The 9,026-nt window shown below is 71.3% G+C and carries 8 protein-coding genes; all 8 read right to left on the reverse strand.

Features of this window, described 5'->3' with window-relative positions:
* Positions 1 to 23: 23 nt before the first annotated feature.
* Complete coding sequence (locus tag AB0C75_RS14260) at positions 24 to 1,172, reverse strand: glycine amidinotransferase (protein WP_362890453.1); 1,149 nt, start codon at positions 1,170 to 1,172, stop codon at positions 24 to 26.
* A gap of 58 nt (positions 1,173 to 1,230) precedes the next feature.
* Positions 1,231 to 2,532 carry a PLP-dependent aminotransferase family protein gene (locus AB0C75_RS14265; RefSeq protein WP_362890455.1) on the reverse strand — a complete coding sequence of 434 codons (1,302 nt, stop codon included), beginning with the start codon at positions 2,530 to 2,532 and terminating at the stop codon, positions 1,231 to 1,233.
* A complete protein-coding gene (gene dpgC / locus AB0C75_RS14270; RefSeq protein WP_362890457.1) occupies positions 2,529 to 3,923 on the reverse strand; it encodes a (3,5-dihydroxyphenyl)acetyl-CoA 1,2-dioxygenase DpgC in 1,395 nt (464 codons plus the stop codon). The genes AB0C75_RS14265 and dpgC overlap by 4 nt, the downstream gene beginning before the upstream one ends.
* Positions 3,920 to 4,645, reverse strand: coding sequence for an enoyl-CoA-hydratase DpgB (gene dpgB, locus AB0C75_RS14275; RefSeq protein ID WP_362890459.1), 726 nt, complete (start codon positions 4,643 to 4,645; stop codon positions 3,920 to 3,922). Before dpgB ends, dpgC begins: the two co-directional genes overlap by 4 nt.
* A gap of 20 nt (positions 4,646 to 4,665) precedes the next feature.
* Positions 4,666 to 5,715, reverse strand: a complete 1,050-nt coding sequence (dpgA, locus tag AB0C75_RS14280; protein ID WP_362890488.1) for a 3,5-dihydroxyphenylacetyl-CoA synthase DpgA — start codon at positions 5,713 to 5,715, stop codon at positions 4,666 to 4,668.
* A gap of 101 nt (positions 5,716 to 5,816) precedes the next feature.
* The gene (locus AB0C75_RS14285; RefSeq protein WP_362890461.1) at positions 5,817 to 6,698 is read right to left on the reverse strand and encodes a TauD/TfdA family dioxygenase; all 882 of its coding nucleotides are present in this window, start codon (positions 6,696 to 6,698) and stop codon (positions 5,817 to 5,819) included.
* A 67-nt stretch (positions 6,699 to 6,765) separates the two neighbouring features.
* Positions 6,766 to 7,698, reverse strand: coding sequence for a sulfotransferase domain-containing protein (locus AB0C75_RS14290; RefSeq protein ID WP_362890463.1), 933 nt, complete (start codon positions 7,696 to 7,698; stop codon positions 6,766 to 6,768).
* A gap of 91 nt (positions 7,699 to 7,789) precedes the next feature.
* Positions 7,790 to 9,001, reverse strand: coding sequence for a cytochrome P450 (locus tag AB0C75_RS14295; protein ID WP_362890464.1), 1,212 nt, complete (start codon positions 8,999 to 9,001; stop codon positions 7,790 to 7,792).
* Positions 9,002 to 9,026 lie beyond the last annotated feature (25 nt).

A 9,026-nucleotide genomic window follows, 5' to 3' on the forward strand; every position in this document is an offset into this window, starting at 1 on the left:
GGCGTACGGACGGGGCGGCGTGCTCAGGCCAGGTAGTCCTCGGCGCCACCGGTGCGCACCGTGTCGAGGGTGAAGCAGTGGAAGCCGCCGCCGAACAGGCGCCGGTGCCGGTGCCTGACGGGGACGACGGTGAAGCCGTGCTTCTCCAGGGTGGCCATGAGGGTCTTGCAGGCGTCGTTGACCATGACGGTGTCCTCGTCGACGGACAGCACGTTGAGGTCGATGTAGGGGCTCGCCGGGATGGGGTCGTCGTTCGCGTACTGCGGGTAGTCGTCGGTACCGGGCGGGGGCGGGACCACGACGTCCCAGCCGCGCAGGGCCTCGGGTAGGTAGCCGACGACTCCCGGGTCGCGCAGCAGCAGGGTCCCGGGGCGCAGCGGGACCACGACGGAGTCGATGTGGCTCTGGGTCAGCCGGTCCATGAGGTGCACGCGGAAGCGTCCTTCGAGGTGGCGTCGGAGCCATTCGAAGGCGAGGGCGTGGTTGGCGTTGGAGACGTTGACGATCAGGTCGCGTCCCAGCCGGAGGCAGTTGGCCCCGTCGATCATCGGCTCGATGCCCACGTCGTACGGCGACGGCTGCGGGTCGAGGGGTACTTCGATGTTCGGGGCGGCGTGGGCGACGTTGGCCGGGTCGAAGGAGTGGTCGGTCATCATCGGGCGCGGCATGGTCGTCCAGCGGGCGCCGCCGCGGAAGTACTCCATGAAGACCGGTTTGAGGAACTGCGTCTCGAAGTAGCGGTCGTGCAGCATGGGCGGGGTCTCGATGATCTCGTCGCCCATGATCAGGGTGTTGTCGCGCAGGTTGAGCGGCGGTGTGACGGCGGCCTCGAAGGCGGGGGTGGCGACCCGGGCCGCCGACGGGGCGGGCGGCAGGGGCCGGTGCACCGTGACGCCGAGCGCGGTGAGCTGTGCGGCGATGCCCTCGACGTCCTCGACCAGTTCGCCGAGGAAGTGCTCCTTCTGCGCGAGACGGTGGGGGGTGTTGCGGTCGCGGCGTTCCTCGCTGTCGCGCCAGGTGGATATGGAGGGGTAGTAGCCGCGGGCTCCGGAGAGGTTGTCGCTGATGAACATGTCGAACGACATGTCGCGCACCCGGTCGAGGTAGCCGTCCGCCGAGCCGAGGACGACCTCCTTCAGCGGGGTGAAGTCGTCGTAACTGTTCAGGCGCATCGACGGGTGCCTTTCGTGGGGCGTCGGGGGGTGACGGCCTGCGTGCGGTGGCCTCGCGTCATCCGGCGGCCTCCTTGGTGAGGAAGGCCGCGAGGCGCCGCACGCCGGTCTCGATCCGGTCGGGCTCCAGATAGCTGCACGACAGCCGGATCTGCCGGTCGCCGCGGTCGGTGAGGGAGAACTGTCGCATCGGCGCCCACAGCACGCCGTACTGGGCCGCGGACACCTCAAGGAGCGCGAGGTCGGCGGGCACGGGCAGGTCGACGCGGACGAAGAAGCCGCCGGCCGGCCGGTGCCAGGAGACTCCCGCCGGCATGCCGTCTGCCAGGTGCCGTTCCAGGGCGTCGGTCAGCCGGGCGAGGTTGGCCCGGTAGCGTTCGGCCTTGCCCCGGGCCAGCGCCCGCAGGGAGCGACCGTGTTCCAGGAGCAGGCCGCCGACGACGGCCTGGGACAGCGGTGAGGTGTTGACGGTGACCACGGTCTTGAGGTCCGCGAGTGCCTGGGCGAGCGACCGTTCGCCACTGCTGTGGCCGACCCGCTGGTCGGCGACGGCGTAGCCGACGCGGGCGCCGGGGAAGCCGACCTTGGCGAACGTGCCCACGTGTACGACGCGGCGACGGGTGTCGAGAGCCTTGAGGCCGGGCAGGGTGTCGTCCTCGGCCGCGGTGAAGCCGTAGGCGTTGTCCTCGACGAGGAACAGGTCCTCGCGCTGAGCCAGGTCGAGCAGGGCGTGCCGGGCGGCGAGGGGCATGCGGGCGCCGCCGGGGTTGGAGAAGTCGGGGGCGACGTAGCAGGCGCGGACGCGGCGGCCTTCGGCGCGGGCCTGGGCGCAGCGGGCGGCGAGGTGGTCCACGTCGAGTCCTGCGGTGCCTTCGCGGACGTCGGTAACGGGGATGCCGAGGAGTCGTGCGGCGCCGACGACGCCCGGGTAGCACGGGTCGGCCACGGCGAGCAGGTCGCCGGCGTTCCGGTGCAGCGCCCGCAGGGTGAGCAGAAGGGCCTCCTGGGCGCCCACGGTGATCACGACGTCCTCCGGCGCGGCGTCGATGCCCTGGTCGGTGCGGAGGGCGTCGGTCACGAGGTCGTTGATGAGGCCCTGGGCGGGCCCGTACTCGTAGAGCACGCGCTCGGCGCGGGAGGGGTCGAGGCCGCGGTCGGTGCGCAGATGGGTGAGGAAGCGGTCGGTCAGGGCGCGCGGGTCAAGGCCCTGGACGAAGTCGGGGTGGGGGGCGCCGGGTGCGAACGAGATGGCGTCGGGGTGACGGTCCATCACCTCGTTGAGGAAGCCGATGGCACCGAGTACCGGGTCCTCGAGGCAGGCGTGCAGGTCGGCCTCGTACAGGTCGGGGGTGCGGGTCATGTACGGCTCCCTCGTGCGGCGCGCCGCCGTTCACGCTCCTGCCAGCGCCGCTCGACCTTGTCGAGGACGTCGGGGGCGTAGGCGCGGTCCGCCTGGGCGAAGGCGAACTCGGCTAGGTACGCGCGGAAGTGGTCGAGCGGTTCCTCTGCGAGGGTGAGCATGCGCCGGTTGGCGGCGACCGCGGGGGCTGAGAGGCCCGCCACGGCGCGTTCGACCGCCTCGTCCATGCGGTCGGTGGGCACGACCTCGTCGTAGACCGTGGGGGCCTCCGGGTCGGTGGTGGCGATCCTGCGTCCACCGAGCACGATCTGCCGGGCGAGGCGGGATCCCGTCTGCCGGGTGAGGCGGAGGTTGCCCACGCCGGGCACGATGCCCTCCTCGGCGGCGGGCAGGCTGACGTAGGCGCCTTCCTCGGCGACGACGTGGTCGAGGGCGAGCAGAAGTTGCATGCCGCCGCCGATGGCGAAGGTGTCGACGGCCCCGATCCACGGTTTGGTGACGCCCCGTTCGCTCCCGGCCCCGGGGGCCGGGTCGGTCAGAAGCCCGTGGAGGAGCTTGTTGACGTAGCCGAGTTCTCGGCCGAGGAGGAAGTCGACCAACGGAATGCGGCCGTCGCGCAGGTCGGTGAGGTCGACGCCGGCGCTGAAGACGCGCCGCCCCCGGTGGGCGGGGTGGTCGACGATGCCGCCGCGCAGGACGCCGACTCGGACCGTGTCGTCGAGCAGGACGAGGTCGACGGCGGTGTCGAGGTCGGCGATGAGCCGGGGGTTCTCGGCGTTGAGCCGGCGGGGGTTGCGGAACTCGACGTGGGCGGCGGCGCCGCGGCGTTCGACGTGGACGGTGTCCAGTTCGGCGCGGCCCTCGGCGCGGAATCCGTCCAGGAGTTCCAGGGCGCGGGGTGTCGGTCCGAGCATCGTCTCCACGAGGTGCCTGCCGGCGGTGGGCGAGCGCAGTACGGCGGCGCAGAACCGGCCCTGGTCGATCTCGCGGCCTTCCTTCTCCGCCTGGACGAAGCGGCGTTCGGCGGCCATCTGCTCGCGGGTCGGCAGCAGTCCGGGCACCCTGTCGGCGGCGGCGTCCACGAGCTCCGGCAGCCTCGGCCGGCGTGTCAGGCCGTCGGTGAGCAGGGCGTAGACGGTCTCGGTGTGCCGGGTGAGGAAGTCACGGCGGACGCCGCGCACTTCGGCGTGCACGGTCGCGGCGCGGGCCCGCTCGCCGGAGGACCGTCCCGGTACCGACGGGAGTGCCGCGAGGGCCTGCTCGGCTTCGGCGGCGTGCGCGGCGAGGCGCCGCGCGTCGTCGTCGAAACCGCCGGTGAGGGCGGCGGGAGCGCCGGTGGGCGTGCCGCTGGAGGCCCGGGTGGAGGCGAGGTGGGAGCCCTGGGTGGTCATTCGGCTGCCTCCGTGCGCTCCGGAGCGTCCTGGCCACTGCCGGACAGGCGCCGCAACTCGCGGTCGCAGGCCGCCAGATGGACGCCGAGCGCGTCGTCGTACTCGGAGGTCGCGGCCTCCTCCAGGAGCCGCCGGCGGATGCGGGTCTCCCGGTCGGAGAGCCGGCCGCGCAGCACGGCCGCGGTGTGGACGGCTTCGGTGAGGTCCTCGCTGACCTGGTCGACGATGCCGAGTTCCGTGGCGTCGTGGAGTTCGATGGCTGAGTCCCACAGCACGATGCGGCGGGCGCGGGCCAGCCCGATGTGCTGCACCAGCCGGTACAGGGTCATGCCGGGCCAGAAGTGCCCCTCGTTCACGGGCAGCATCAACCGCAGGTCGGGGCCCGCGATCCGGTAGTCCGCGGCCAGCAGCAGGTCGAGCACAGGTCCGCCGCACGTGCCCTCGACGACGGCGATGTTGACGTGGTCGAGCTGCTCCAGCCGGCGCAGGGCGCGCTCCCAGCGTTTGACCTCCTGGATGGAGGCTCCGCCGGGCCACTCGCGGGGCTGGAGGGGCGACGGGGTGAACCGCAGGACCACGACCGTCCGTTCGGGCTGTTCCCCCGCCTGCTCGCAGGCCGCGTCCAGCGCCGCGGTCAGCTCGGGCAGCGGACTGCCGCCGTCCAGCCGGATCAGGATGCCCAGTTCCTCGGGCAGTCCCGTCCGGTCACGTCCGGTCTTCATGGTCACACCAGTTCCTTTCCTCACCAGCGCACCAGGGCCGTCTCGATGGTCGATCCCGGCCCCATCGTCATCAGGACACCGAGGTCGCCCGCAGCGGCGGTCTTCTCGTCGCGCAGCCGCTCGTAGGAGAACAGGAACGATCCGCTGGAGAGGTTGCCGTGATCGCGCAGCACCCCGGTGGTGTGCCGCACGTCCTGCCGGGACAGTTCGAGGTTCACCCGGATCGCGTCGATGACCTTCTTGCCGCCGGAGTGCACCACCCAGTGGGCGATGTCCCCGGTACGCAGTCCGGTGCCTTCGAGGAGGCGGGAGACCGCGGTCTCGGCGTGGGCGCCGACGACGTAGGGCACATCGGCGTCGAGGTAGAAGCTGAACTTGCCGTGCACGTCGTCCCAGTCGTAGCGCATCGCGGCGACGGCCTCGGGAATGATGTGGCTGGTGAACCTCAGCAGTTCCGGGCCGGGCGGCGGCGCCTCGACGTCGATGCGTGCGGGTGCGCGGACGGCGACGGCGGCCGCGCCGTCCCCGAACAGGCTGTTGACCACCGAGGAGCGCATCGTGCCGTCGAAGACATAGGCGGCGGAGCAGGCCTCGACGCAGACCATGAGGGCGAGTTCGCCGGGGTGTCCGCCGGCCCAGCCCGCGACGGCGTTGAGCGCGTTGAGCCCGGCGTTGCAGCCCATGCCGACGACGTCGAGGCGCTGGCAGGACGGCTGGATGCCGAGGTCCCTGATGAGCAGCGCGGACAGGCCGGGCGTGAGCAGTCCGGTGGAGGTGACGCAGCACAGGTAGCGGATGTCGGCGAGCTCCGCGCCTGAGTCGGCCAGGCAGCGTTCGACGGCCTCCCGGCCCATCCTCAGCCCTGTCTCGGTGTGTTTGCGCAGCAGGTCGCCCTGGGACTCCTCGACGGGCCTCCCGTCGGGGCCGATCGGGGGCAGGGTGAGGTTGCGGCGCTCGATGTTGCCCCCGAGGAAGACGGAGCGGATGCGGCGGTCGGTGATGCCGAAGGTGTCGAGGACCTCGCGTTGGGTGTACGAGACGGGTGGCACCGCGGTGCCGACACCGACCAGTCCCGGTGTGCCGGCCGTTGCTCGCCCCGGCGGCTGCCCGGGTGCCCGGCCGACCGGTTGCTGGGTTCCGCGCACGTCTTCCTCCGTGGGGCGGGGCCTGCTCAGTAGCCGGCCTTGGCGTTGATGCGGCGCGGGTAGTAGCGCTCGTCGCCGTTGCGCCGGTACTCGGGCCGGCGCGGGGTGTTGCTCGACGGCAGGTCTCCGTTGACCGTGACGCGCTGGCCGCGGCGGTGTTCCTGGTAGTCGTTGATGGCGATGTGCTGGGTGACCCGGTTGTCCCAGAGGGCCACGGTGTGCGGGTTCCAGCGATACCTGAGGGTGAAGGCCGGCTGCTCGGAGTGCTCGAACAGGTGCTGGAGGACGGTGTCGCTCTCCTGCCGGGTGAGCTGCGGGATGTGCGAGGTCCACATACGGGTGACGTAGAGCGACTTGCGTCCGGTCACCGGGTGTACGCGCACGACGGGATGTTCGGCGGACATCTCGACGACCGGTGGGATCTTCAGGACGTGGACGGCGGTGAGGCCTTCGAGCATCTCGCGGAACGGCTCGGAGAGCGTCTCGTACGCCCGGTACTGGTTGCTCCACATGGTGTCGCCGCCCGCGGAGGGGGTGTCGATGAGGTGCAGGATCGACGCGATCGGCGGGCTGGGGCTGAAGCTGACGTCGATGTGCCACTCGTCGGCCTTGCCGCCCTTGTCGGGCTGGATCACCGTGATCTCGGGGTGGTTCTCGAGCTTGGGCAGGAAGGGGTGGACCTCCACGTCGCCGAAGCGCCGGCCGAACGCCACGTGTCCCTCGGGGGTCAGCTTCTCCTGGTCCGGGAAGAACAGCACGAGGTGTTCGAGCATGAGCGCGTGGATGCGGTCGAACTGGGCGTCGGTGAGGTCGTTGAGCTCGATCCCGCGGACCTCGGCGCCGAGGGCACCGGAGACGCGGCGGATGTCGAGGTCGGTGGCGGGCTGCGGTGCTGCGGACGGGGGCACAGCGGGGTCTCCTTCGAGTGGTGACGGGGGCGGCGGGGCCGAGGCGTCGGCGGGGAGCCGCGGGGGCTCACGGGCGGGCGCCCGCCGTTCCGCCGTGCAGCCAGTCCAGGAACGGCTTGGGGGCGAGGGCGCCGACGCGCTCGTGGTAGGCGACGAGGTCGTCCTCGGTCAGGACGTCGCGGGCACCGCCGGAGCGTCCGGACCGGAAGAACCGCGCGGGGTCCGCGAGGACCTCCTTGTCCGGCGCCAGGTGGGCGGCCTTGCCCTTCATCTCGTCGAAGGTCGCCGCACGCACCAGCCCGGCCAGGACGGACTCGTCCACGGTGATGCCCAGCCACTCGGCCAGCGCCGACGTCTGGCCCTCCAGGTCGGCGCACAGGTCGTCGTAGTGCAGCAGCCTGACGTTCGGCTCATCGCGCCGGTTCCAGGCGTCGAGCGGGTGGTGGAGTTCGGCGGCGGCCACGTCCTGTTCCCAGGCGTCGGACTCGCTCGCGCGGCACCAGTTGAGGAGGTACTCGCGGGCCGGCGGGAGGGTGAGGGAGGCCGGGCCCGTGTACTCGGTGGAGTCCTGGTCGCTGTTGAAGGCGTGCAGCCACTCGGCGCGGACGTTGGCGGCCTGGTGGTACATGGACAGGGCCCGGTCCAGGGGGTGGCGTGCGACGACGAGGTAACTGACGCGCGGGTCGAGCGGGAGCCCGTCGAGCGGGACGTGCGTCTTGAGGACGCGGCGGTGTTCCTGCGCGGCGAGCTGCGCGTACATCTGGTCCTGCGGGGTGAAGAGTTGGTCCAGCCACGGTGACAGGGCCGACAGCGGCTTGGGGAGTTCGGGGGTCTGGAAGATGAGAAGCGCGCAGATCATCTGTACCCAGGTCGTGCCGGACTTCGCCGGGCTGCTGACGACGATGTCGCCCTCACGCAGCGGGAAGTCGTTCCAGCGGGCACTGTCCTGCTGCGGAGACTTGTACCGGATCGGTGCTCGGTTCTGGGTCTGATCACCCATGGCGACATCCCTCACAAGGGAACGGAGAGGCAGCGGATTCGGTCACAATCTGCCGTGGCGGGCCGCCGCACGGCATCCACGTTCGCCACAGTTACGCGTCCCAGGTGACGGGGAGGCTCTTCACGCCGTAGACGTCCGCGATCTCCGCCTCGGGGCGCAGGACGATCTCTTCGGCGGGAACGGCGAGCCGGAGTGTGGGGAAACGGCGGGCCAGGGCGGGGAACGCCACCCTCATCTGGACGCGGGCCAGTTGCTGGCCCAGGCACTGGTGGATGCCGTGTCCGAAGGCGATGTGGGCGCCTTCCTGACGGTGCAGGTCGAGGACGTGGGGGTCGGTGAAGCGGTCGGGGTCCCGGTTGGCGGTGTTGTAGGACAGGATCAGCGAGGTGCCCGCCTTGATGGTGTGCCCGCCGAGCTCCACGTCCCGCAGCGCCGTCCGCATGAAGGTCTTGCCGACGCTCAGGTAGCGCAGCAGTTCCTCCACGGCCCGGTCGGCGAGTGCGGGGTCGGCGCGCAGCGCGTCGAGCTGCTCGGGGTGGCGCAGCAGTGCGTAGGTGCCGAGACCGATCATGTGCATGGTGGTGTCGAGTCCCGCGGCGAGCAGGAAGAGGGACATCCCGACCAGTTCCTCGTCGGTGAGGTCGCTGTCGGTGAGTTCGCTGAGCACGTCGTCGGTGGGGCGGGCCCTCTTGGCGGCGACCAGTGCGCCGAGGTGGGCGCGGGTCGCGAGGTAGGCCGCGATGAGGTCGTCGCGGTCGGACTCCAGGTCCCGGAAGGCGTCGACCTGCTCCTGGAAGGAGTCGCGCTCGTCGTGCGGGACGCCCAGCAGTTCGCAGATGGTGACCGCCGGGATGGGTTTGGCGTACGCGGTCACCAGGTCGGTGGGCGGTCCGGCCAGTTCCATGGCGTCGAGGTGCCCGGCGGTGATCTCCTCGATGCGCTCGGTGAGCAGCCGCATGCGTCGTACGGTGAACTTACCCATCAGCGGCTTGCGGTAGCGGCCGTGGCGGGGATCGTCCATGAAGAGGAACTCGCCCGGGGGCGCGGGTTCCAGTTCGATGTCCCCGTGGTCGACGGTCGGGTGGCGCAGGAGTTCCCACCGTGAGCTGAACCTCTGGTCGGCCAGGACCGACCTGATGAGGTCGTATCCGGTGACCAGCCAGCCGTCCACCCCGCCGGGGAAGACGTAGCGGCTGATGGGGCCGTGGCGGCGGGCTTCGAGCAGTTCGGCCGGCGGGTCGAACGGCCGGTCGGGCCGGCGCCGCGTCGGCATGGTGGTGACGGTGTACAGGGGGTCGCCCACGGCCATCCTCGTCTCGCAGGGGGTG

Source organism: Streptomyces sp. NPDC048565 (genome assembly GCF_040650935.1).
Classification (GTDB): Bacteria; Actinomycetota; Actinomycetes; order Streptomycetales; family Streptomycetaceae; genus Streptomyces.